Below are 22,677 nucleotides of genomic sequence, written 5' to 3' on the forward strand. Positions count from 1 at the left end.
TCGATCAGGCCAGCAGCAGCTTGTCGTCGTCCAGCTTCTCGCCGCGGGTCTGCTCGAACATGCGCAGCAGATCGGGCACGTCGAGCCCGGCGCGCTGTGGTCCGGCCACGTCGAGGATCACCTGGCCCTCGTGCAGCATCACCGTGCGCGAACCGTAGTCCAGCGCCTGGCGCATGCTGTGCGTGACCATCATCGCGGTGAGCTGGCCGGCCTCGACGATCTTCGCGGTCAGCTCCAGCACGAAGGCGGCGGTCTTGGGGTCGAGCGCGGCCGTGTGTTCGTCGAGCAGCAGGATGCGCGAGGGCTTGAGCGATGCCATCAGCAGGCTCACCGCCTGCCGCTGGCCGCCCGACAGCAGGCCGATGCGGTCGGCCAGGCGGTTTTCCAGTCCCAGCTTCAGGATCGACAGCTTCTCGCGGAACAGCTCGCGCAGGTTGCGGTTGAGCGCGAAGCCGAAGGCCCGGCGCTCGCCGCGCTTCCAGGCCAGCGCCATGTTCTCCTCGATGGTCAGCGCCTCGCAGGTGCCGGCCATCGGGTCCTGGAACACGCGCGCCACCATGCCCGAGCGCTGCCAGGCGTTCATGCGCGTCACGTCCTTGCCGTCGATCTCGATGCGGCCCTTGTCGACGATCAGGTCGCCGCTCACCGCATTCAGGAAGGTCGACTTGCCCGCGCCGTTCGAGCCGATCACGGTCACGAACTGGCCGGTGGGAATCTCCAGGCTGAGCCCGCGCAGCACGCGGTTCTCGATCGGCGTGCCCGGGTTGAAGGTCATCTCGAGTTGTTGGGCGCGCAGCATCAGTTCTTCCCCTTGAGCAGACCACCCAGCTTGCGCTTGTAGGCGGGCACCAGCAGCGCGAAGGCCACCAGCACGGCGGTCACCAGGTTCAGGTCCTGCGCCTGCAGGCCCATGAAGTCCGTGTTCAGCGCCATCGCGATGAAGAAGCGGTACAGCAGCGCGCCGACGATGCAGGCCAGCGTGGTGATGACCATGCTGCGCGCGGGAATCAGCGTCTCGCCGATGATCACCGCCGCCAGGCCGATCACGATCGTGCCCACGCCCATCGAGATGTCGGCCGTGCCCTGGCTCTGCGCGAACAGCGCGCCGGCCAGCGCCACCAGCGCGTTCGACAGCGCCAGCCCTGCCATGGTGTGGAAGTCGGTCGAGATGCCCTGGGCCCGCGCCATGCGCGCGTTGCCGCCGGTGGCGCGCATGGCGAGGCCGGCTTCGGAGGCGAAGAACATGTCGACCACGATCTTCGCCACGATCACGATCAAAAGCAGCAACAGCGGCTTGGCCCACTGCTCGGGCATGCCGCCGAAGCTGGCCATGCTGAACACGGTGGGCTCGGTGATGAGCGCCACGTTGGGCTTGCCCATCACGCGCAGGTTGATGGAGTACAGCGCGATCATCACCAGGATGCTCGCGAGCAACTGCATGATCTTCAGCTTCACGTTGAGCCAGGCCGTGACCCAGCCCGAGGCGGCGCCGGCCACGCAGGCCACCGCGGTGGCGGCGACCGGGTTCCAGCCCGCGACGATCAGCGTCGCGGCCACGGCGGCGCCCAGCGGGAAGCTGCCGTCCACCGTGAGGTCGGGGAAGTTGATGATGCGAAACGACATGAAGACGCCCAGCGCGACCAGCCCGAATATCAGGCCGATCTCGATGGCGCCCAGCGAAGCGATGAGCGACATGGGAAAAGATGGAAAGCCGGCTGCTTCTTACTTCGTGCTCACGACCTTGGCGGTCTTCAGCAGCTCGTCGGACAGCGTCACGCCCTGCAGCTTGGCCGCGCCGGGGTTCACCACCAGCTCGAAGTTGGTGCTGGTCTGCGAGGCGATGGTGCCGGGCTTCTCGCCCTTGAGGATGCGCACCACGATCTTGCCGGTCTGGCGGCCGATGTCGCTGTAGTTCAGGCCCAGGGCCGCCACTGCGCCGCGCTCGACGGTGGCGGTGTCGGCGGCAACGACCGGCAGCTTGGCCTGCTGCGCCACCTTCACGATGCCCTCGAAGGCCGACACCACGTTGTTGTCGGTGGGCGTGTAGATCACGTCGGCCTTGCCGACCAGGCTCTGCGCGGCGGTCGGCACGTCCACCGTGCGGGCGGCGGCGGCTTCGACCACGGTCATGCCGGCGGCCGATGCGGCTTTCTTGAGCGATTCGACGATGGCCACCGAGTTGGCTTCGCCGGGGCTGTAGATCACGCCCACGCGCTTGGCATTGGGCACCACCTGCCTGATGAGCGCGATGTGCTTTTCCAGCGGCGACAGGTCGGACACGCCCGTCACGTTGGTGCCCGAGGGCTCCCAGTTCTTCACCAGCCTGGCGGCTACCGGGTCGGTGATGGCCGAGTACACCACCGGAATGTTCTTGGTGGCGGCCACCACGGCCTGCGCCGACGGCGTGGCGATGGCGACGATCGCGTCGGGCTGGTCGCCGACGTACTTGCGGGCGATCTGGGCGGCGGTGCCCACGTTGCCCTGCGCGCTCTGGTAGGTGAACTTGAGGTTCTTGCCTTCCTCGTAGCCGGCCGCCTTCAGCTCGGCCTTCACGCCGTCGCGCACCGCGTCCAGCGCCGGATGCTCGACGATGGCGGTCACGGCCACCGACTTGGTGTCGGCCGCGAACGAAGGCGCGGCGGCCAGCATGCCGAGGGCCAGAGCCACTGCGCTGAAGGGAGTGCGAAGCAAAGCGTTTTTCACGGGAATGGGTCTCCGGGTGGGGGAATGGATGCGTCTGAAGCCGCCAGCGGGTGCCGGCGGAGGGGATTCAGCGGCTGGACATCGCGTCGTGCGGTCCGGGCGCCAGGGAGTCTAGATCGTACTTTGCACAATTAAGGTGCATGAAAGCCTCGGGCTTACCCCGCTTTGCGCCATAAAATTGCATTGAATTGGTGCATTGGGAGACGAAATTGCATGACATCGCACTCGACCGGATCGACCGGAAAATTCTCGAGCACCTGCAGGCCCACGGCCGGGCTACCAACCTGGAGCTGGCGGAAGCGGCCAATCTCTCACCCGCCCAGTGCCTGCGGCGCCACCGGCGGCTGGAGGAACTGGGGCTGATCCACGGCTATGCGGCGCGGCTGAACGCGCGCCACATTGGCCTGGGCGTGACCGCCTTCATCCACGTGACCATGGCGCGCGGCCACGTCGACGAACTGCCCAAGTTCCAGGACCTGATCGCCGACATGAAGCAGATCCTGGAGTGCTACTCGGTGACGGGCGACTTCGACTACGTGCTCAAGGTCGTCGCGCACGACCTGGAGTCGCTCTCCCAGTTCCTGATGCACACGCTGATGCACATGCCCGGCGTGTCGGCGGTGCGTTCGAGCGTGTGCCTCAACGAGATCAAGTTCACCACGGCGCTGCCGCTGGAGTGAACGGGCCCCGGCCGCCTCAGACCGGCGGCATGCCCGGAATGGGCGAGGCGGGCGACGACGGCACGGCCGCTGGCGCGGCCGGGAGTTCCGGCGCCGCGGCCATCACCATCGTCGGCACCGCCAGCGGCAGAGAGGCCTTCTTCAAGTCGTCGAGGATCGTGAACAGCAGGTCGCTGCGCACACCGCCCGCAAGGCGCGGGCTTGCCACGTAGGCGATCGCCTGGAAGATCAAGAGGCCGTTCTCGATGCCCTCCAGAGTGAGCGAAGGCGCCGGCGTCTCCAGCACGCCCTCATGCGCCTTGCAGGCCGCGAGGATCAGCTCGCGCACGCGCTGCGCGTCGGTGGTCAGCGGCATCGGCAGGCGGATCAGCACCCGGCCCTCGGCGTTGGCCAGCGTCATGTTGCGCACGGTCTTGGTGATGAACTCCGAGTTCGGCACGATCAGCGTGGAGCGGTCGCCCAGCTGGATCTCGGTGGCGCGCACGTTGATGCGCCGCACGTCGCCCTCGGCCGTGCCCAGCACCACCCAGTCGCCCACCTTCACCGGCTGCTCCGCCAGCAGGATCAGCCCCGAGATGAAGTTCTGCACGATCGCCTGCAGGCCGAAGCCGATGCCCACCGACAGCGCGCTGGCCACCCACGCGATGCGCTCGATGCCGATGCCCAGCGCCGACAGCGAGAAGGCGATCACCAGGATGCCGCCCACGTAGCCCAGCAGCGTGGTGATGGAGCTCTGCATGCCCGGCTCGAACTTCGTGTTGGGCAGGTAGCTGAGCGCGAGCCAGCGCTTGAAGATGCGCAGCACCATGAAGCCCACCACGGCCACCGCGATCGCACTGAGGATCGCCCCCGGCACCAGCTGAAACTCGCCCACCTTCACGCCGGAGCCGAACTTGCCGCTGCGCTGGAACACCTCGCCCGGCCCCGTGCCCAACGGCGCGGCCAGCGCCACCAGCATGTAGAAGAACAGCGCCACGCGGCTGATCGCCGACAGCACCGTGGCGGCCTGGTCCAGCGTCTGTGGCGCGAGGTTGAAGCTCTTCTGCAACCGCTGCCCGAAGCCGGCGCGGGACGACACCGTGGCCATGAACACGTCGTCCGCGAACTTGAAGAGCACGTAGAAGGCGGCTGCGACGATGCCGCTCCAGGCCAGCTGCGAGGCCAGGAAGCTGGCGAGCGCCACGTAGCCGAGCGCCACCAGCACCCAGATCGCGATCATCAGCACGCCGATCAGCGCCACCAGCAGGCCGACCCACATCGGCCGCTCGGGCAGGCCGGCCTCGGCCGCGTCGGCGCGCAGCGGCTTCACCAGGTAGAGCACCGAGGCGACCAGCGCCGTCAGCACCAGCGCCGTGAGCACGTGCGTGGCCACCACGGCCGCGAAGCTGGCGTCGATCAGCGCGTTGACCTCGGCCGGCATCCACGCCAGTACCGCCACCAGCGCCACCATCCAGGGCAGGGGGGCGAGCCGGATGGCCATGGCGTCGGGAATGGGCGGCAGGCGCCACGAGGGCCGGCGCGTGGCCAGCAGCCCGCGGCCCAGGCCGATCACGAAGGCCATGAACACCAGGAGCTGCGCCGCCGACTGCAGCACCTTGCGCGCCTGCGGCTCCCAGGTGGCGAACTCCTTGAGCACCTCGACGAAGCCATGCGCCGCCACCGCCACCAGCAGCACGTGGCTGGCGACGATGCCGATCACCAGCACCGAGCGCCGCAGCCGCCCCGCCGGCAGGTAGCGCGCGGCCAGCCAGGTGAGCAGCACTTCGGCACCCCAGATGCCGAACAGCCCGAGCAGCAGTGCGCCGACCAGCGCGGCGATCACCGGCAGGCGGGTCTCGGGCTGCGTGGCGGCCAGCAGGCCGTCGTTCACCGAGGAGGCCATCGCCTTCAGGCGCTCCAGGTCGTCCGGCCATGCCTCGCGCAGGCTGCTCCAGAACTCGCCCGTCAGCGGCGAGGCCGCGCGCTCGGTGAGCTCCGCCTCGAACAGCGCCCGGCGCTGCGTGACCAGCTCGGTGCCGCGCTGCCGCACGTCGACCGACAGCAGGCGCGCGAGACGGATGTCGGCATCCAGCGCGTTGCGCTCCTTCGTCAGGCGCGCACGCTGGCGGGTGATGTCGGGGTCTTCGGTGGCGCCGGCGGCGGGCGGATTGCCGAGTTCGCCGAGCTTGGCGTTCAGGTCGGCCAGGTCGCCAGTGCGCGCGGCGACGAACTTGTCGGCCTGCACGCCGATGTCGTTGATCTGGGCGAGCAGTTTGCGTGCGTCGTCGTCCGTCTCGGCGGCGTTGCTGAGCTTTGTGAACTGCGCACGCAGCTCGGCGACCGTGGGGGCAGGGGCTGCGGCAGCCGCGGCGGCACTGCTGCCGTTGTTTCCGTTCCCGATGTCCGGCTGTGCCTGGGCGCCGGCGCAGATGAACAGGGCCGCGAGGCAGAAGCAGAAGCGCGCGAAGCGTGGGGTCCAACTCATGGCCGCATCATAGAAGCCGCCATTTCGTAAGGACTGGTAATAGTCGCCGCGTCAGGCCGCTGGCGGAAAGAGATCGACCCTGTCGGTGATGATGCCGTCGGTGCCGAGTTCGATCAGCCGCTGCGCGGCCCATTCGTCGTTCACCGTGTAGCTCAGCGCACGCATGCCGGCCTCGTGCACCATTGCCACCACCGTGGCGTCCCACAGTGCGTGGTTGCAGACGATGGCGGCGCAGCCCAACTGTCTGGCCGCCTCGAGCCAGCCGTCCCAGAGCTTGTCGAGCAGCAGGCCACGCGGCAGCTCGGGCTGCACTGCCTGTGCGCCCTTGAGCGATTCGACCTGGAAGGAGGTGAGCAGCGGCGGCACCGCCGCGCCGTGCCAAAGCCGGGCCGCTTCGCGCGCCACCGCTTCGCCGGTTTCACGCTCGGTGCCCGGCGTGGGCTTGATCTCGATGTTGAGCAGATGCCCGTTGGCCAGGCAGAAGCGCGCCACGTTCTCCAGCGTGGGCAGCGGTTCGCCCGCGTAGGCGCGCGAATGCCAGCCGCCCGCGTCGAGCTGCGCCAGCGCGCTCCAGGGCTGCGCGCCGCCGCTGCCGTGGCCGCTGGTGGTGCGCTCGAGCGTGGCGTCGTGCATCAGGAAGACCACGCCGTCGGCGCTGAGCTTGGCGTCGCACTCGAACATGCGGTAGCCGTGCGAGGCGCCCAGCCTGAACGCGGCCAGCGTGTTCTCGGGGGCCAGCTTGCCGGCGCCGCGATGGGCGACCCAGCGGGGGTAGGGCCAGGAATTCATGGTCATTCTTTGAGTGAAGCCCCGGCTTCTTCGCGGGGCACCGCGGAACCGGCCTTGCCGGGCCGCCGGTGCCGCCCCCGGTAGGGGGTCGGCGAAGCGACACGAAGTGCGCGCAGCCTGGGGGCGAGCATCAGTCTGCGCGCTTGCCCGAGCCGGCGTCGAACCAGTGCAGTTTTTCTTCGCGCGCGGCGATCTTCACCGTGTCGCCCGCGACCGGCGGATGGTCGGCCTCGTCGGTGCGCATGATGATCTGCTCGTCGCCGATGCGGCCGTACACCAGCCGTTCGGCGCCCAGCAGCTCGACCTGCTCGACCTGTACCGACCAGCCGCTCTCGTCGAGCTTCAGGTGCTCGGGTCGGATGCCCAGGATCTTGCCCGGTCGCACGCCCGGAGCGTGCTTCAGCAGGTTCATCGGCGGCGAGCCGATGAAGCTCGCGACGAAGGTGGTGGCGGGGCGCGAGTACACCTCCTCGGGCGTGGCGAACTGGTCCATCACGCCGCCGTTCATCACGATGATGCGCTGGGCCAGCGTCATGGCCTCGACCTGGTCGTGCGTGACGAACAGCGAGGTGATGCCGAGCTCGCGGTGCAGCTTCTGGATTTCGAGGCGGGTCTGCGCGCGCAGCTTGGCGTCGAGGTTCGACAGCGGCTCGTCGAACAGGAACACCTGCGGCTGGCGCACGATGGCGCGGCCCATGGCCACGCGCTGGCGCTGGCCGCCGGAAAGCTCGCGCGGCTTGCGCTCCAGCAGATGGCCCAGCTCGAGGATCTTCGCGGCCTTGTCGACGCGCACCTTGATCTCGGCCGGCGGCACCTTCGCGATCTTCAGGCCGTAGGCCATGTTCGCGAACACGCTCATGTGCGGGTACAGCGCGTAGTTCTGGAACACCATGGCGATGTCGCGCTCGGCGGGTTCGAGTTGGTTCACGACCTTGTTGCCGATGGCGATCTCGCCGGCGGAGACTTCCTCCAGGCCGGCCACCATGCGCAGCAGCGTGGACTTGCCGCAGCCCGAGGGCCCGACGATGACGATGAACTCGTGGTCGGCGATCTCGGCGCTCACGCCGTGGATGACCTGGTTGGCTTTCGGCCCGTGGCCGTAGCGCTTGATGACGTTGCGTAGGGAAATTGCAGCCATTTTCTCGTTCAGCTTTTCATTTGTCGGTATCGACCAGGCCCTTGACGAACCACTTCTGCATGAGCACCACGATCACCGCGGGCGGCAGCATCGCCAGCACGGCGGTGGCCATCACGACGTTCCAGTCCACCGGCGACTCGCCGTTGCCGATCATGGCCTTGATGCCCACGACGATGGGGTACATGTCCTCGCTGGTGGCGGCGATCAGCGGCCACAGATACTGGTTCCAGCCGTAGATGAACTGGATCACGAAGAGCGCCGCGATGCTGGTCTTCGACAGCGGCAGCAGGATGTCCTTGAAGAAGCGCATCGGCCCCGCTCCGTCGACGCGCGCGGCCTCGACCAGTTCGTCGGGCACCGTCAGGAAGAACTGGCGGAACAGGAAGGTGGCGGTCGCCGACGCGATCAGCGGTATCGACAGGCCGGCGAAGCTGTTGATCATGCCAAGGTCGGCCACGACCTGGTACGTCGGGCCGATGCGCACCTCGACCGGCAGCATCAGCGTGATGAAGATCAGCCAGAAGCACAGGCCGCGCAGCGGGAAGCGGAAGTACACAACCGCGAAGGCTGACAGTAGCGAGATGCTGATCTTGCCGAAGGTGATGATGAGCGTGATGACCGTGCTCACCCAGATCATCCGCGCCACCGACACGTTGGCGCTGGTGTGGCCGCCGCCGGTCAGCGCCGCCTTGTAGGTTTCCCAGAAGTTGCTGCCTGGCAGGATCGGCATGGGCGCCTGCATGATCTCCTGCGGCGTGTGCGTGGAGGCGATGAAGGCCAGGTAGATCGGGAACATCACCAGCAGCACGCCGATGATCATGATCGCGTGCGCGAGGATGCCCAGAGAGGGACGGCGCTCAACCATGGCGGGCCTCCGCGCGGGAGAAGAGGGCAGGGAAAGGTTGCATCGGGGCGGTCATCAGTACTGCACCTTCTTCTCTACGTAGCGGAACTGCACGATCGTCAGCGCGATGACGATCACCATCAGCACCACCGACTGGGCCGCGGCGCCGCCGAAGTCCATGCCGCGGAAGCCGTCGAAGTACACGCGGTAGACCAGCGTGGAGGTGTCCTTGCCGGGGCCGCCCTGGGTGGTGGCGTCAATGATCGCGAAGGTGTCGAAGAAGGCGTACACCATGTTGATCACCAGCAGGAAGAAGGTGGTGGGCGTCAGCAGCGGGAACTGGATGGTCCAGAAGCGGCGCATCGGACGCGCGCCGTCCATGGCGGCGGCCTCGATCAGCGACTTGGGGATCGACTGCAGGCCGGCCAGGAAGAACAGGAAGTTGTAGGAAATCTGCTTCCAGACCGCGGCCATCACGACCAGGGCCATGGCATGGTCGCCGTTGAGCAGGTGGTTCCAGTTGAAGCCGACCTTGCGCAGCGCATAGGAGACGATGCCGATGGAGGACGAGAACATGAACGACCACAGCAGGCCGGTGACCACCGGTGCCACCGCGTACGGCAGGATCAGCACGCTGCGATAGAAGCGCGTGCCGGTCACCACGCGGTCGGCAAACACCGCCAGCAGCAGGGCGATGCTCAGGCCCAGCACCGTCACCAGCACCGAGAAGACGATGGTGGTCTGGAACGAGGCCAGGTAGGTGCTGTCGTTCCACAGCGTAGCGAAGTTGTCGAAACCGACCCACGTCACCGAGTTGCCGAAGGCGTCCTGCTGCTGCAGCGACTGCACCAGCGCCTGGCCGGCTGGCCAGAAGAAGAAGACGCCGACGATGATCAGCTGCGGCGCCAGCAATACCCAGGGCAGCCAGTTCGAACGAAAGATGACGCGTTTTTCCATAGGAGAGGAAGGTTCAGGTCACGGACACACTAAATAAGCAAACAGCCAGGACTGCACGAGGCAGCCTGGCTTGTGGCGGGTCAAACGAACCGAAACGAACATTCGTTCGCGCCGGTCCGGGTGTGGAGCTTACTTGTTTGCGGCCTGGAACTTCACCAAAAGTTCGTTTCCGCGCTTTACGGCGCTGTCCAGGGCTTCCTTCGGGGTCTTCTTGCCGGTCCAGATCTGCTCGGTTTCCTCGTCCTCAATGGCGCGGATCTGGGGCAGGTTGCCCAGGCGCACGCCACGCGACTTGTCTGTAGTCTTCTTGATCATCTGGTTCACCGCCACGTCGGTGCCCGGGTTTTCCTTGTAGAAGCCGGTCTTCTCGGTCAGCTCGTAGGCGGCCGTGGTGATCGGCAGGTAGCCGGTGCGCATGTGGCTTTCCGACTGAACCTTGGGGCTCGACAGGAAATTGAAGAACGCGGCCACGCCCTTGTAGTTGGCGGCCGGCTTGCCCGACATCACCCAGAGACTCGCGCCGCCGACGATGGTGTTCTGCGGAGCGCCCTGCACATCCGGGTAGTAGGGCAGCGCCGATTCGGCGAACTTGAACTTGGCGTCGCGCTTCACGCTGGCGTAGCTGCCCGACGAGCCGATGAACATCGCGCACTCACCCGAGGTGAACGAGGTGATCGGCTTGCTGGCGCGGCCCTTGTAGACGAACAGGCCTTGCTTGGACATGTTGGCCAGGTTCTCGAAGTGGCGAACGTGCAGCGGCGAGTTGAACTCCAGACGGGCGTCGAGGCCGCCGAAGCCGTTGTTCTTGGTCGCGTACGAGGTGTTGTGCCAGGCCGAAAAGCTCTCGAGCTGCGCCCAGCTCATCCACGAGGTGGTGAAGGGGCACTGGCTGCCGCTGGCCTTGAGCTTGGCTGCCGCGGAGACCACTTCGGGCCAGGTGGCGGGAGCCTTCTCGGGGTCGAGGCCGGCGTTCTTGAAGGCGTCCTTGTTGTAATAGAACACCGTCGTCGAGCTGTTGAACGGGAACGACAGCATCTGGCCGTTGGGAGCGGTGTAGTAACCGGCCACCGCGGGGATGTAGGCCTTGGGGTCGAACTTCTGGCCGCCTTCCTTCATGACGTCGGCCACAGGCTTGATGGCGCCCTTGGAATACATCATGGTGGCAGTGCCCACTTCGAACACCTGCAGGATGTCGGGCGCGTTGCCCGAGCGGAAGGCCGCGATACCGGCGGCCATCGACTGGTCGTATTCGCCCTTGTAGGTGGGCACGACTTTGTAATCTTTCTGGCTCTCGTTGAACTGCTTGGCAAGGTCGTTGACCCAGTCGTTGAGGGCACCGTCCATCGAGTGCCACCACTGGATCTCGGTCTGGGCCTGGGCAAGGGCTGGCACAGCCAGGGCGGTGGCCAGCGCAGAGGCGATGGCGAGCGTCTTGAAGCGCATAGGACTCCTGTAGGGAAAAGTAAACCGGCGATATTAGGTTACATACGTGACGGTTCTGCGGCTTTGTCGCACGGAGTGCACACGGCGAGAAACCCGGGTAAACCCCCTTGGCCGGTGAAGAACAGGCCCTTCGGGCACCTGCTTGCTGCGCCGCACCATGCTAGCATCGCCCTCCCTTTTTCGGCCTAGCCTGTCGCCGTGGCCGGGGCTTCCAAGAGACCTCCATGAGCAGCAAAACCTCCCTCGACAAAAGCAGGATCAAGTTCCTCTTGCTCGAAGGCATCCACCCCTCGGCCGTGGAGGTGCTGCGCGCCGCCGGCTACACCAACATCGAGTCGCTGCCGGGCGCTCTGCCCGATGCCGAACTGAAGGAAAAGATCGCCGACGTGCATTTCCTGGGCATCCGCTCGCGCACCCAGCTCACGGCCGACGTGTTCGCCGCGGCACACAAGCTGGTGGCGGCGGGCTGCTTCTGCATCGGCACCAACCAGGTCGACCTGGAAGCCGCCCGCGAGCATGGCGTGGCGGTGTTCAACGCACCGTACTCCAACACCCGCTCGGTGGCCGAGCTGGTGCTGGCCGAAGCCATCCTGCTGCTGCGCGGCGTGCCCGAGAAGAGCGCGGTGGCGCATCGCGGCGGCTGGCTCAAGTCGGCCGAGAACGCGTTCGAAATCCGCGGCAAGACGCTGGGCATCGTGGGCTACGGCTCGATCGGCGCGCAGCTGTCGGTGCTGGCCGAGGCGCTGGGCATGCACGTGGCTTTCTACGACGTGGTCACCAAGCTGCCGCTGGGCAATGCGCGCCAGGTGCGCGAGCTGCACCAACTGCTGGCACAGAGCGACATCGTGACGCTGCACGTGCCCGAGACGCAGGCCACCCAGTGGATGATCGGCGCGGCCGAGATCGCGGCGATGAAGCCCGGCGCCATTCTCATCAACGCCTCGCGCGGCACGGTGGTCGAGATCGATCCGCTGGCCGAGGCCCTGAAGGCCCGCAAGCTGCTGGGCGCCGCCATCGACGTGTTTCCGGTGGAGCCGCGCAGCAACAAGGACGAGTTCCTGTCGCCGCTGCGGGGCCTCGACAACGTGATCCTGACGCCCCACATCGGCGGCTCGACCATGGAGGCGCAGGCCAACATCGGGCTGGAAGTGGCGGAAAAGCTGGTCAAGTACAGCGACAACGGCACCTCGACCTCGTCGGTCAACTTCCCCGAAGTGGCGCTGCCGGCGCACCCGGGCAAGCACCGGCTGCTGCATGTGCACCGCAACGTGCCGGGCGTGCTGTCGGAGATCAACAAGATCTTCTCGGACAACCACATCAACATCTCCTCGCAGTTCCTGCAGACCAACGAGAAGATCGGCTACGTGGTGATGGACATCGACGCGGCCTCTTCCGACCTGGCGCTGGAGAAGCTGGCGAAGGTGGGCGGGACGATCCGCAGCCGCGTGCTGTTCTGACCCTTCCGCCGGCGATGCCGGGGGAAGGGCTCCCCCGGGAAGCCGCGCCTGCCGCAAGGCCGCAACAGACACCGCGCGGCAAGACTCCAGGCGCTGCAATAAAATCCCCAGCCCGGCTATGGGCGCGCAGCGCCCGGCCGAGGCGCCCCACCCGATGAATGCTCCGACCGCGTTGAACACGCTGTTGTCGCAGGCCGCAGAGCCTGCACGACTGCGCGAGATCCCGTACAACTACACCAGCTTTTCCGATCGCGAGATCGTGATTCGCCTCCTTGGCGAACGCGGCTGGGAACTGCTGCAGACCCTGCGCGCCGAGCGCCGCACTGGCCGGTCGGCGCGCATGCTCTACGAGGTGCTCGGCGACATCTGGGTGGTCCAGCGCAACCCGTACCTCGTCGACGACCTGCTCGACAACCCGCGCCGCCGCGGCCAGCTGGTCGATGCCCTCAGGCACCGCCTGGCCGAGGTGCAGAAGCGCCGCACCCCCGACAGCGACCTGCCGCGCGACCAGCTCGTGGGCGAACTCACCGGCCTCGTGGGCGATGCGGTGGCTGCCTTCGACACCAAGTTCCGCGACGTCGCCGCCCTGCGCCGCAAGGCCACGCGCGTGCTGGGCCGGCTCACCGCCAAGGACAACATCAAGTTCGACGGCCTCTCGCGCGTTGCCCACGTCACCGACGCCACCGACTGGCGCGTGGAGTACCCCTTCGTCGTGCTGTGCCCCGACACCGAGGCCGAGATGGCGCTGCTGGTGAAGGGCTGCATCGAGCTGGGCCTGACCATCATTCCGCGCGGAGGCGGCACCGGCTACACCGGCGGAGCCATTCCGCTGACCTGGAACAGCGTCGTCATCAACACCGAGAAGCTCGAGGCGATGACCGAGGTCGAGCACGTCGCGCTGCCCGGCCTGGCCGACCCGGTGCCGACCATCTGGACCGAAGCCGGCGTGGTCACGCAGCGCGTGGCCGACGCGGCCGAGCGCGCGGGCTTCGTCTTCGCGGTCGACCCGACCTCCGCCGAGGCCTCGTGCGTGGGCGGCAATGTCGCCATGAACGCGGGCGGCAAGAAGGCCGTGCTGTGGGGCACGGCGCTCGACAACCTGGCTTCGTGGCGCATGGTCACGCCCCAGGCCGAGTGGCTCGAAGTCACGCGCATCGGCCACAACCTCGGCAAGATCCACGACGCCGAGAGCGCTGTGTTCGAGCTGCAGTACTACGCGGCTGATGGCAAGACCAAGCTGCGCAGCGAGCGCCTCGAAATCCCGGGGCGCACCTTCCGCAAGGAAGGCCTCGGCAAGGACGTGACCGACAAGTTCCTCTCGGGCCTGCCTGGCATCCAGAAGGAAGGCTGCGACGGCCTCATCACCAGCTGCCGCTGGGTGGTGCACCGCATGCCGGCGCACACCCGCACCGTCTGCCTCGAATTCTTCGGCAACGCGAAGGACGCGGTGCCCAGCATCGTCGAGATCAAGGACTTCATGTTCGCCGAGCAGAAGCGCTCGGGCGTGCTGCTGGCCGGCCTGGAGCACCTGGACGACCGCTACCTGAAGGCCGTGGGCTACGCCACCAAGTCGAAGAAGCACGGCGGCCTGCCGAAGATGGTGCTGTTCGGCGACATCGCGGGCGACGACGCCGACGCGGTGGCGCGCGTCACCTCCGAGGTGGTGCGCATCGCCAACTCGCGCAGCGGCGAAGGCTTCATCGCCATCAGCCCCGAGGCGCGCAAGAAGTTCTGGCTGGATCGCAAGCGCACGGCCGCCATCAGCCGCCATACCAACGCCTTCAAGATCAACGAAGACGTGGTGATCCCGCTGCCACGCATGGCCGAGTACAGCGACGGCATCGAGCGCATCAACATCGAGCTGTCGCTGCAGAACAAGCTCGCGCTCACCGACGAGCTCGAAGCCTTCCTCACACGCGGCAACCTGCCGCTGGGCAAGACCGACGACGCGCACGAGATTCCCGCCGCCGAGCTGCTGGAAGACCGCGTTGCGCAGGCCGTGGCGCTGGTGCAGGAAACGCGCGCGCTGTGGGCCGGCTGGCTGCAGAACGTCGACACGCTGTTCCCGCAGCTGCAGGACCACTCCCTGCGCGCGAGCTGGAAGACCCAGCTGCGCCAGCCGCTGCAGGCCATCTTCACGGGCGCCGAGTTCGCACCGATCCTGGCGGAGTGCACGGCCATCCACAAGCGCGTGCTCAAGGGCCGCGTGTGGGTCGCGCTGCACATGCACGCGGGCGACGGCAACGTGCACACCAACATTCCCGTCAACAGCGACAACTACGACATGCTGCAGACCGCGCATGCCGCGGTGGTGCGCATCATGGCGCTGGCGCGCAGCCTCGACGGCGTGATCTCCGGCGAGCACGGTATCGGCATCACCAAGCTCGAATTCCTGAGCGACGAGGAACTGCGCCCCTTCACCGAATACAAGGCCAAGGTCGACCCCGAGGGCCGCTTCAACAAGGGCAAGCTGCTGCGAGCGCCCGCCGGCAAGCCCGAGACGCTGCATGCCGACCTGACCAACGCCTACACGCCGAGCTTCGGCCTCATGGGGCACGAGTCGCTGATCATGCAGCAGAGCGACATCGGCGACATCGCCAACAGCGTGAAGGACTGCCTGCGCTGCGGCAAGTGCAAGCCGGTGTGCGCCACGCACGTGCCGCGCGCCAACCTGCTGTACAGCCCGCGCAACAAGATTCTCGCGACCTCGCTGCTGGTGGAGGCCTTCCTCTACGAGGAGCAGACCCGGCGCGGCGTGAGCATCAAGCACTGGGAGGAGTTCGAGGACGTGGCCGACCACTGCACCGTGTGCCACAAGTGCCTCACGCCCTGCCCGGTGAAGATCGACTTCGGCGACGTGTCGATGAACATGCGCAACCTGCTGCGCAAGATGGGCCAGAAGAGCTTCCGTCCCGGCAACGCGGCCGCGATGTTCTTCCTGAACGCGACCAATCCGCAGACCATCAAGGCGGTGCGCGCGGGCATGGTGGGCATCGGCTTCAAGGCGCAGCGCATGGCCAACGACCTGCTGCGCGGCCTTGCGAAGAAGCAGACTTCCGCGCCGCCGGCCTCGCTGGGGCCGGCTCCGGTGAAGGAGCAGGTGATCCACTTCATCAACAAGAAGATGCCGGGCAACCTGCCGAAGAAGACGGCGCGCGCGCTGCTCGACATCGAGGACGCGGACTACGTGCCGATCATCCGCAACCCGAAGGCGACCACCTCCGAGACCGAGGCGGTCTTCTACTTCCCGGGCTGCGGCTCGGAGCGGCTGTTCTCGCAGGTAGGCTTGGCGACGCAGGCGATGCTCTGGCATGCGGGCGTGCAGACCGTTCTGCCGCCGGGCTACCTGTGCTGCGGCTACCCGCAGCGCGGCAGCGGCCAGTTCGACAAGGCCGAGAAGATGATCACGGACAACCGCGTGCTCTTCCACCGTGTGGCCAACACGCTCAACTACCTCGACATCAAGACGGTGGTGGTGAGCTGCGGCACCTGCTACGACCAGCTGCAGGGCTACCAGTTCGACAAGATCTTCCCGGGCTGCCGGATCATCGACATCCACGAGTACCTGCTCGAAAAGGGCATCACGCTCGCCGGTGCGGCAGGCGGCGGCTACCTGTACCACGACCCCTGCCATTCGCCGATGAAGCAGCAGGACCCGATGAAGACCGTGAAGGCGCTGGTCGGCGACAACGTGCTCAAGAACGACCGCTGCTGCGGCGAGTCGGGCACGCTGGGCGTGTCGCGGCCCGACATCTCGACGCAGATCCGCTTCCGCAAGGAAGAGGAACTGAAGAAGGGCGAGGCCGCGCTGCGCGATGCCGGCAAGGTCGGCGAGAAGGACAACGTGAAGATCCTCACCAGCTGCCCGAGCTGCCTGCAGGGCCTTTCGCGCTACGGCAACGACCTGAACAACGGGCTGCTCGAAGCCGATTACATCGTGGTCGAAATGGCCAACAAGATCCTCGGCGAAGACTGGATGCCGAACTACGTGGAAGCTGCCAACCGGGGCGGCATCGAGCGGGTGCTGGTGTGACGGCGAAGGTGCAGGGCTGCGTGCTGTGCGAGGGCCTGGGCGGGCGCCTCGTGTTCGAGGGTGCGAAGTTGCGCGTGATCCATGCAGAGGAGGCGGGCTTCCCGGCCTTCTATCGCGTGGTGTGGCGCGAGCACGCGCCCGAGTTCTCCGACCTCGACCCGGTCGATCGCGCGCTGTGCATGGAGGCCGTGACGGTGGTCGAGCAGTGCCTGCGCGAGCACCTGAAGCCGGCGAAGATCAACCTCGCCGCGCTCGGCAACATGGTGGCGCACCTGCACTGGCATGTGATCGCGCGCTTCTCGAACGACAGCCATTTCCCGGGTTCGGTGTGGGCGCCGGTGCAGCGCGAGCGCAATGCGGCGCTCGAAGCGGACATCTCCGCGCACCTGCCGGCTGTCGAGGCTGCGATGATCGAACGCTTGGGCAACAGGAGCTTCTGATGGCAGGCTTGAAACCGGGCGCACCGACGCCGCAATCGATCACCGTGCACGGCCAGTCGCGCGTGCTCGAAGTGGGTTTCTCGGACGGCGCGACCTTCCGCATTCCCTTCGAGCTGATGCGCATCTATTCGCCATCGGCCGAGGTGCAGGGCCACGGACCGGGGCAGGAAGTGCTGCAGACGGGCAAGCGCGAGGTCGAGCTCGTCGAGCTCGAACCCGTGGGCAACTATGCGGTGCAGCCGACCTTCAGCGATGGGCACAACACGGGCATCTACTCGTGGGACCTGCTCTACGAACTGGGCGAGAAGCAGGCCGATCTGTGGGCAGCGTATGAAAGCCGCCTGGCCGAGGCCGGTGTCGATCGCGACGCGCCGATGATCGAGAAGGGCGGCCACGCCTGCGGCAGTCACTGAGCCTTGCGCGGAATCGCCCGAAAATCCGCGCGGTGCTATTGAAAAGATAGCCCTATGCCCAGAAAGGGCGGGACTGAAAAAGCAACAAATGTCCGCCGTGCGCGCGGGGTCGTCGACTTGATGTGAAGGCTTCCGGCCTAACATCGGTCGCATGAGTACCACACACTTCGGCTTCGAGACAGTCGACGAAAGCGAGAAGGCCCGCCGCGTTCGCGGTGTCTTCGATTCGGTCGCATCGCGCTACGACATCATGAACGACCTGATGTCGGCCGGCCTGCACCGCGCCTGGAAGGCGTACACCGTCATGGTCGCGAACGTGGGCGAAGGCTCGCGCGTTCTCGACATCGCAGGCGGCACCGGCGACCTCGCACTGGCCTTCGCCAAGAAGGTCGGCGCCAGCGGCCAGGTGGTCCACACCGACATCAACGAGGCCATGCTGCGCACCGGCCGCGACCGCCTGATCGACGCCGGCGTGTCGCTGCCCACCATGGTCTGCGACGCGGAGAAACTGCCTTTCCCCGACAACCACTTCGACGTGGTCACGGTGGCCTTCGGCCTGCGCAACATGACGCACAAGGACGCCGCGCTCAAGGAGATGAACCGCGTGCTCAAGCCGCGCGGCAAGCTGCTGGTGCTCGAGTTCTCGAAGGTCGCGAAGCCGCTCGCGAAGGCCTACGACTGGTACTCCTTCAACGTGCTGCCAAGGCTGGGCAAGCTCGTGGCGGGAGACGACGCGAGCTATCGCTATCTCGCCGAATCGATCCGGATGCACCCCTCGCAGGAGGAGCTCAAGACCCTCATGAAAGAGGGCGGTTTCGGACATGTGGACTATCACAACATGACCGGGGGAATCGCTGCCCTCCATGTTGGAATCAAGTGTTGATGAAGCGATCTTTCGCTCGAGAGGAGACGACGATATGAAGAGTTTGAGTTCTTTGTTCCTGGCAGCCGCACTGGTCCTGGTCAGCGTCCAGGCCGAGGCTGCACGCATGGGCGGCGGCAAGTCGATGGGGCGCCAGTCGTCCAACGTGACGCAGCGCGAGGCCGCGTCGCCGTCGGCACCCGCGCAGCAGAACGCGACCAATGCGGCGAGACCCGCAACCCCCTCGCCAGCCGCAGCAGCCGCGCCGAAGCGACCGTGGGGCGCAATGCTCGGTGGCCTCGCCGCCGGCCTGGGCCTCGCATGGCTCGCAAGTTCGCTGGGCCTCGGTGCCGGCTTCGCGAACATCCTGTTGATCGGCCTGCTGGTACTGGCTGGCGTGGTGGTATGGCGCATGATCAAGTCGCGCTCGCAGCCTGCCGGGAACCGCCAGGGAGGCTTCGCCTTCCAGGGCGCGGGTGCAAGCCCGAGCAACGCGAGTTCTCCCGCGCAGTACAGCCCGGCCAACGTTGGCAACGACGCATCTGCGCGCCCGTGGGAGCGCAACAACGCGGCCTTCGACGCTACGCCGCATGGCAGCAGCCTCTCGGCGGCCGGCGCAGCAGCCGGCGGCAGCATGATCGGCTCGGCGCTCGGCGGTTCGCAGTCGTGGGGCATTCCCGCCGGCTTCGACGTCGACGGCTTCCTCGGTGCGGCCAAGCGCAACTTCGTGACGCTGCAGGACGCGTGGGACCGTGCCGACGTGTCGACGCTGCGTTCGATGATGACCGACGGCATGGTCGATGAAATCCGCGCACAGCTGGCCGACCGCGCCAGCCACACCGGCGGTGCCTCGAACAAGACGGAAGTCGTGATGCTCGATGCCAAGCTGCTCGGTATCGAGGAGTTGCCCGATGCCTACATGGCCAGCGTGGAGTTCTCCGGCATGATCCGTGAAGACGCCTCGGCCGGCCCGGGCCCGTTCCGCGAAGTGTGGAACATGACCAAGCCTGTCAGCGGCAACGGCGGCTGGCTCGTAGCCGGCGTTCAGGCACTGCAATAAGGCAATCGGGCAGGCAGGCCAGGAAAAACCTGAAACGCGGCCCGGCGCTCTCTGGGCTGCGACACAGGCGGGATAATGGGGACATGGCCACACCATCGTCCCCATTTTCTTTTCTAGGCGACCTCTTCAACACCATTGGCGAGCGCCTGCAGCCCCCGGACTGGGCGGTCCACGAGATCCAGAACCGCGCGGTTCTGTTCCTCAACCACGTGCTCCAGCAGGAGCCAGAGGCCCAGCAGCGGCTGCTGCGCCAGCAGGGGCGGGTGGTGCGCTTCCAGTGGCGCTTCGTGACCATGGAGCTGGTGGCCACGCCGGCCGGCCTGCTCGACCTGGCCCCGGCCGGCTCGGTGCCCGAGCTGACGCTCACCGTCACCGACGACTCCCCCTTCGACATCGCCCGCGCAGCGCTGCGCGGCGACAAGCCCGCCGTGCAGATCATCGGCGACGTGCAGCTGGCGGCCGAAGTCAACTGGCTGGTCGACCATGTGCGCTGGGACATCGAGGACGATCTCGCCCGCGTGATCGGCGACGTGCCCGCGCACACGCTGGGCAATGCCGTGCGGCGCGTGGTCGACGCGCTGCGCGAGTTCGTCGGCAACCGTGCCGGCGGCGGCAAGGCCGGCGGCTCGGCTGCCGGTCCGGCGGGCAACGCCGAATGAGGCGCTTCTACCGCGGCCTTTTCATCGTCTGGGTCGCGCTGCGCTACGGCCTCGACGAACTGGTGCTCTCTAACTTCCAGAAGCCCTGGGTGCGCGGTGTCACGCGCGTTCTCTCCTTCGGGCGTAATCTCGATGCGCCGCGCGGCCAGCGGCTGCGCGAGGCGCTCGAGCGCCTCGGCCCAATCTTCGTGAAGTTCGGCCAGGTGCTGTCGACCCGGCGCGACCTGCTGCCGCCCGACATCGCCGACGAGCTGGCCTTCCTGCAGGACCGGGTGCCTCCCTTTCCCTCGTCCGTGGCCATCGCCACCATCGAGCGCGCGTTTCGCCGGCCGGTGAGCGACGTGTTCGTGCAGTTCGACGAGACGCCCATCGCCAGCGCGTCGATCGCGCAGGTGCACTTCGCGACCATCCGCACCAACGAGGGCGAAGAGCGCGAGGTGGCGGTGAAGGTGCTGCGCCCCAGCATGCGCGGCGTGATCGAGAAAGACCTGGCGCTGATGGCCATGATGGCCGGCTGGCTCGAGAACCTCTCGGCCGACGGCAAGCGCCTGAAGCCGCGCGAGGTGGTGGCCGAGTTCGACAAGTACCTGCACGACGAGCTCGACCTGGTGCGCGAGGCCGCCAACGCGGCCCAGCTGCGCCGAAACATGGCCGAGCTCGACCTGGTGCTGATCCCCGAGATGTTCTGGGATTTCTGCCACCCCGAGGTCATCGTGATGGAACGCATGAAGGGCGTGCCCATCGCGCAGATGGAGCGTCTGCGCGCGGCCGGCGTCGACATTCCCAAGCTGGCGCGCGACGGCGTGACCATCTTCTTCACGCAGGTGTTCCGCGACGGCTTCTTCCATGCCGACATGCACCCCGGCAACATCCAGGTGAGCCTGGAGCCCGAAACCTTCGGGCGCTACATCTCGCTGGACTTCGGGATCATCGGCACGCTGACCGAGTCGGACAAGGAATACCTCGCGCAGAACTTCGTGGCCTTCTTCCGGCGCGACTACAAGCGCGTGGCCGAGCTGCACCTGGAAAGCGGCTGGGTTCCGGTGGGCACCCGCATCGACGAACTCGAAGCGGCCATCCGTACGGTGTGCGAGCCGTACTTCGACCGGCCGCTGAAGGAAATCTCGCTGGGCATGGTGCTGATGCGGCTGTTCCAGACCTCGCGGCGCTTCCACGTCGAGATCCAGCCGCAGCTGGTGCTGCTGCAGAAGACGCTGCTCAACATCGAGGGCCTGGGGCGCAACATCGATCCCGAACTCGACCTCTGGGCCACGGCCAAGCCTTTCCTCGAGAAGTGGATGGTCGACCAGATCGGACCCAGGAAGCTGCTGCAGCAGCTCAAGGCCGAGGCGCCCCGGTACGCCAAATTGCTGCCCCAATTGCCTCGACTGCTGCACGATTTCCTGGAGAATCGCCCGGCCGACAACCGCCGCGAGCTGCTCGAACTGCTGGCCGAACAGAAGCGCACCAACCGGTTGCTGCAGACCATCGTCTACGGTGGCATAGGTTTTGTATTGGGGTTGCTCGCCATGCAATTGCTGGTGCGCGTGCGTCTGTTCTAGGCGCCGGCCCATCTCTCGCACTTTTTTTTCCGGAGGATAAGTTCCATGAAATCGATGTCGCTGCGTTCTGGCCGGGTTCTCGGTGCGCTCGCCGTTGCCGCAGCCGTGCTGGGCACGGCCGCCGTCCGTGCCGAGGAAGAGAAGGTCCTCAACATCTACAACTGGGGCGACTACATAGCCGCGGACACCGTCGCGAACTTCGAGAAGGAAACCGGCATCAAGGTCCGCTACGACCTGTTCGACAGCAACGAGGCGCTGCATGCCAAGCTGGTGGCGGGCATGAGCGGCTACGACATCGTCGTGCCCGGCTCGCACTTCGCCAAGATGCAGATCCAGGCCGGCCTGCTGCAGAAACTGGACAAGTCGAAGATCCCCAATCTCGCCAACCTCGACCCCGCGATCCAGGCCCAGCTGGCCAAGATGGACCCGGGCAACGACTACATCGTGGACTGGCTCTGGGGCTACACCACGGTGGGCATCAACGCCGACAAGGTGAAGGCGGCGCTGGGCGGCATGCCCATGCCCGACAACGCATGGGACCTGGTGTTCAAGCCGGAGTACGCCTCGAAGCTCAAGAGCTGCGGCATCTCGTTCCTGGACACTGCCTCCGAGATCCTGCCGATCGCCCTGAAGTACATCGGCAAGGACCCGCGCAGCAAGGACCCGGCCGACTACAAGGCCGCGGGCGACATGCTCAAGGCCGTGCGGCCCAGCGTGACGCGTTTCTCGGGCTCGGGCTCCGACTACATCGACCAGATGGCCAAGGGCCAGCTGTGCGCCGTCATCGGCTGGTCGGGCGACATCATGATCGCCAAGGACAAGTCGGCCAAGGCGAAGAATCCGCAGAAGCTCGAGGCCCTGGTGCCCAAGAGCGGCGCACTCCTGTTCTTCGACACGATGGCCATTCCCAAGGATGCCAAGCATCCCGAGAACGCCTACAAGTGGATCAACTACATCCTGCGGCCGGAAGTGCATGCATCGCTCACCAACAAGGTGTTCTATGCCAACCCCAACAAGGCGGCGATGAAGTTCGTGAACCCGGCGCTGGCCCAGGACAAGGCGGTGTTCCCGCCGGCTTCCGCACTCGGGGAAATGATCCCGCCGGACACGCCCGACCAGGCCACGCTGCGGCTGATCACTCGCACTTTCACCAATTTCAAGGCCAACCGCTGA

The 22,677-nt window shown here is 66.6% G+C and carries 19 protein-coding genes; 10 read left to right on the plus strand and 9 right to left on the minus strand.

Translation table 11 applies throughout. The features are described from left to right. Positions 1-4: 4 nt before the first annotated feature. The 3 genes from QMO14_RS08425 to QMO14_RS08435 are packed head-to-tail and all read right to left on the minus strand — an operon-like array spanning position 5 to position 2,649. Positions 5-799 carry an ABC transporter ATP-binding protein gene (locus QMO14_RS08425; RefSeq protein WP_301505960.1) on the minus strand — a complete coding sequence of 265 codons (795 nt, stop codon included), beginning with the start codon at positions 797-799 and terminating at the stop codon, positions 5-7. Beyond that, positions 799-1,695, minus strand: a complete 897-nt coding sequence (locus tag QMO14_RS08430; protein ID WP_301505962.1) for an ABC transporter permease — start codon at positions 1,693-1,695, stop codon at positions 799-801. The genes QMO14_RS08425 and QMO14_RS08430 overlap by 1 nt, the downstream gene beginning before the upstream one ends. A 27-nt stretch (positions 1,696-1,722) precedes the next feature. Continuing rightward, the gene (locus tag QMO14_RS08435) at positions 1,723-2,649 is read right to left on the minus strand and encodes an ABC transporter substrate-binding protein (protein WP_301506031.1); all 927 of its coding nucleotides are present in this window, start codon (positions 2,647-2,649) and stop codon (positions 1,723-1,725) included. Positions 2,650-2,912: 263 nt separating this feature from the next. Between QMO14_RS08435 and QMO14_RS08440 the strand changes: the two genes are divergently transcribed. Continuing rightward, positions 2,913-3,383 (plus strand): Lrp/AsnC family transcriptional regulator, encoded by a 471-nt coding sequence (locus QMO14_RS08440; protein WP_126024693.1) that lies wholly within the window; start codon positions 2,913-2,915, stop codon positions 3,381-3,383. 16 nt (positions 3,384-3,399) lie between these two features. Here QMO14_RS08440 and QMO14_RS08445 read toward each other — a convergent pair whose 3' ends face one another. The 6 genes from QMO14_RS08445 to ugpB all read right to left on the minus strand — a co-directional run bounded on the left by QMO14_RS08445 (position 3,400) and on the right by ugpB (position 11,018). After that, positions 3,400-5,847, minus strand: a complete 2,448-nt coding sequence (locus QMO14_RS08445) for a DUF3772 domain-containing protein (RefSeq protein WP_301505965.1) — start codon at positions 5,845-5,847, stop codon at positions 3,400-3,402. 51 nt (positions 5,848-5,898) lie between these two features. After that, entirely contained in the window at positions 5,899-6,642 is a 744-nt protein-coding gene (ugpQ, locus tag QMO14_RS08450; protein WP_301505968.1) for a glycerophosphodiester phosphodiesterase, read from the minus strand. Positions 6,643-6,766: 124 nt separating this feature from the next. After that, the gene (gene ugpC / locus QMO14_RS08455; RefSeq protein WP_301505970.1) at positions 6,767-7,774 is read right to left on the minus strand and encodes a sn-glycerol-3-phosphate ABC transporter ATP-binding protein UgpC; all 1,008 of its coding nucleotides are present in this window, start codon (positions 7,772-7,774) and stop codon (positions 6,767-6,769) included. 16 nt (positions 7,775-7,790) lie between these two features. Beyond that, entirely contained in the window at positions 7,791-8,639 is an 849-nt protein-coding gene (gene ugpE, locus QMO14_RS08460; protein WP_301505972.1) for a sn-glycerol-3-phosphate ABC transporter permease UgpE, read from the minus strand. 54 nt (positions 8,640-8,693) lie between these two features. Continuing rightward, positions 8,694-9,575 (minus strand): sn-glycerol-3-phosphate ABC transporter permease UgpA, encoded by an 882-nt coding sequence (ugpA, locus tag QMO14_RS08465; protein WP_301505973.1) that lies wholly within the window; start codon positions 9,573-9,575, stop codon positions 8,694-8,696. A 129-nt stretch (positions 9,576-9,704) separates the two neighbouring features. Next, positions 9,705-11,018, minus strand: a complete 1,314-nt coding sequence (ugpB, locus tag QMO14_RS08470; RefSeq protein ID WP_301505975.1) for a sn-glycerol-3-phosphate ABC transporter substrate-binding protein UgpB — start codon at positions 11,016-11,018, stop codon at positions 9,705-9,707. Positions 11,019-11,242: 224 nt separating this feature from the next. Between ugpB and serA the strand changes: the two genes are divergently transcribed. From serA to QMO14_RS08515, 9 genes are all read left to right on the plus strand, one after another. Beyond that, complete coding sequence (gene serA / locus QMO14_RS08475; RefSeq protein ID WP_301505978.1) at positions 11,243-12,475, plus strand: phosphoglycerate dehydrogenase; 1,233 nt, start codon at positions 11,243-11,245, stop codon at positions 12,473-12,475. A 154-nt stretch (positions 12,476-12,629) separates the two neighbouring features. Further along, a complete protein-coding gene (locus tag QMO14_RS08480; RefSeq protein ID WP_301505980.1) occupies positions 12,630-16,508 on the plus strand; it encodes an FAD/FMN-binding oxidoreductase in 3,879 nt (1,292 codons plus the stop codon). Continuing rightward, positions 16,505-16,948 (plus strand): HIT family protein, encoded by a 444-nt coding sequence (locus QMO14_RS08485; protein ID WP_301505982.1) that lies wholly within the window; start codon positions 16,505-16,507, stop codon positions 16,946-16,948. Before QMO14_RS08480 ends, QMO14_RS08485 begins: the two co-directional genes overlap by 4 nt. Continuing rightward, the gene (locus QMO14_RS08490) at positions 16,948-17,361 is read left to right on the plus strand and encodes a DUF971 domain-containing protein (protein ID WP_301505984.1); all 414 of its coding nucleotides are present in this window, start codon (positions 16,948-16,950) and stop codon (positions 17,359-17,361) included. Before QMO14_RS08485 ends, QMO14_RS08490 begins: the two co-directional genes overlap by 1 nt. 151 nt (positions 17,362-17,512) lie before the next feature. Next, on the plus strand, positions 17,513-18,244 hold the full coding sequence (ubiE, locus tag QMO14_RS08495) for a bifunctional demethylmenaquinone methyltransferase/2-methoxy-6-polyprenyl-1,4-benzoquinol methylase UbiE (protein ID WP_301505985.1): 732 nt from the start codon (positions 17,513-17,515) through the stop codon (positions 18,242-18,244). A 34-nt stretch (positions 18,245-18,278) separates the two neighbouring features. Further along, positions 18,279-19,283 (plus strand): Tim44 domain-containing protein, encoded by a 1,005-nt coding sequence (locus QMO14_RS08500; RefSeq protein WP_301505987.1) that lies wholly within the window; start codon positions 18,279-18,281, stop codon positions 19,281-19,283. 83 nt (positions 19,284-19,366) lie between these two features. After that, positions 19,367-19,942, plus strand: a complete 576-nt coding sequence (locus tag QMO14_RS08505; RefSeq protein ID WP_301505988.1) for an SCP2 domain-containing protein — start codon at positions 19,367-19,369, stop codon at positions 19,940-19,942. After that, positions 19,939-21,504, plus strand: a complete 1,566-nt coding sequence (ubiB, locus tag QMO14_RS08510) for a ubiquinone biosynthesis regulatory protein kinase UbiB (RefSeq protein ID WP_301505990.1) — start codon at positions 19,939-19,941, stop codon at positions 21,502-21,504. The genes QMO14_RS08505 and ubiB overlap by 4 nt, the downstream gene beginning before the upstream one ends. A 45-nt stretch (positions 21,505-21,549) precedes the next feature. Then, positions 21,550-22,677, plus strand: coding sequence for a polyamine ABC transporter substrate-binding protein (locus QMO14_RS08515; protein ID WP_301505992.1), 1,128 nt, complete (start codon positions 21,550-21,552; stop codon positions 22,675-22,677).

It is taken from the genome of Variovorax sp. CAN15 (genome assembly GCF_030462475.1).
Lineage (GTDB): Bacteria > Pseudomonadota > Gammaproteobacteria > Burkholderiales > Burkholderiaceae_C > Variovorax.